We start from the raw sequence: 1,532 nt of genomic DNA, 5'->3' as shown, positions 1-1,532 counted from the left end.
CGGGCCGGTCGCGGCGCGGACGCAAACACGATTGCGGCCATCGTCCAGGCGCTGAAGGCGAGCCGGTGATCGGTCCAACGGGTGCGGTTCGGGTGATGGTGGCAACCAGGCCGGTCGACTTCCGCAAGGGCGCCGAAGGATTGGCCACACTGGTGCGCGAGAGCATGCTGGCCGATCCGTTCTCGGGCGCAGTCTACGTGTTCCGGGCCAAGCGGGCGGACCGGATCAAGCTGATATTCTGGGATGGAACGGGTCTGTGTCTGTTTGCGAAGCGTCTGGAAGACGGCATCTTCCGCTGGCCGAAGATAGAAGACGGTGTGATGCGTCTGTCGGCGGCGCAATTGTCGGCGCTGCTGGAAGGGCTGGACTGGCGGCGGGTGCATGAGGCACGGGAGACGGTAACGCCGACACAGCCCGGATAGTTGTTGGCAGCGCTGTGGCGAAGTGAATCAGGGCTGTCGGGATCGTCGCAAAGCCCCGCCGAATATGATCTGATTTGATCATGCCGAGCGACGCATTGCCTGATGATCTCGATACGCTGAAAGCGATGCTGCTTGCCGAGCGGTACGAGAGCGACCGGCTGCGCCAGATCATCAAGGAGCTGCAGCGACATCGCTTTGGCCGCCGGGCGGAGACGCTGCCCGAGGAGCAGATGCTGCTGGGTCTTGAAGACGTCGAGCAGGTCGAAGCCTCCAGCGAAGCCAGGGAAGACACGAACGCACCTGATGTGCGAGCAATCCGGGCTCACAAACGTAGGGTCAATCGTGGATCACTGCCGGCGCATCTGCCGCGGATCGAGGTTGTCGTCGATGTCGACGACAAGACCTGCCCCTGTTGCAAGGGCGATCTGCACCGGATCGGCGAAGACAGGAGCGAGCGGCTGGACATGGTGCCGGCGCAGTTCCGCGTTCTCGTCACCCGGCGGCCCAAATACGCCTGCCCATCGTGCGAGGACGGCATCAGGCAGGGCCAGGCTCCAGCCCGACTGATCGAAGGCGGATTGCCGACCGAGGCCACGGTCGCCCAGGTTCTGGTATCCAAATATGCCGATCATCTGCCGCTGTACCGGCAGGCGCAGATTTACGCCCGCCAGGGCATCGATCTCGATCGTTCGACGCTGGCGGACTGGGTGGGACAGGCCGCCTGGCACGTGCGTCCGCTGCATGCGCGCCTGCTCGGCAAGCTCAGGCAGAGATCAAAACTGTTTGCCGACGAGACGACGATGCCGGTGCTCGATCCCGGCCGCGGCCGCACCAAGACCGGCCAGCTCTGGGCCTATGCCGCGGACGACCGGCCATGGGGCGGCGCCGATCCGCCGGGCGTCGTCTATGTCTATGCGCCCGACCGCAAGGCCGAGCGGCCGATCGCCCATCTCGACGGCTTCAAGGGGATCCTGCAGGTCGACGTGTGTGGACGCCCCAGTAAATGCAAGCAAAATATAACTTCGGAACAGGCATGTGGTCGGGTGCTGACGTGTGTCCGGCCTCGTGATGCGACCTCGACACGTCGCGGGCCCTTATGGAATGCGTGGA

2 protein-coding genes are annotated in these 1,532 nt (G+C 64.3%); both read left to right on the top strand.

The genetic code is table 11. The annotated features are described in order from the left end of the window. Positions 1-65: 65 nt before the first annotated feature. Complete coding sequence (gene tnpB / locus CV770_RS41030; protein WP_104466313.1) at positions 66-422, top strand: IS66 family insertion sequence element accessory protein TnpB; 357 nt, start codon at positions 66-68, stop codon at positions 420-422. An 80-nt stretch (positions 423-502) separates the two neighbouring features. Beyond that, positions 503-1,532: IS66 family transposase (gene tnpC / locus CV770_RS41025; RefSeq protein WP_245454027.1), on the top strand; the 1,030-nt coding region annotated here is incomplete at its 3' end.

The sequence above is a fragment of the Bradyrhizobium sp. AC87j1 genome (genome assembly GCF_002936975.1).
Lineage (GTDB): Bacteria > Pseudomonadota > Alphaproteobacteria > Rhizobiales > Xanthobacteraceae > Bradyrhizobium > Bradyrhizobium shewense.
The sequence above is the reverse complement of the archived record's forward strand: the minus strand, read 5'-3'. Positions and strand labels throughout refer to the sequence as shown.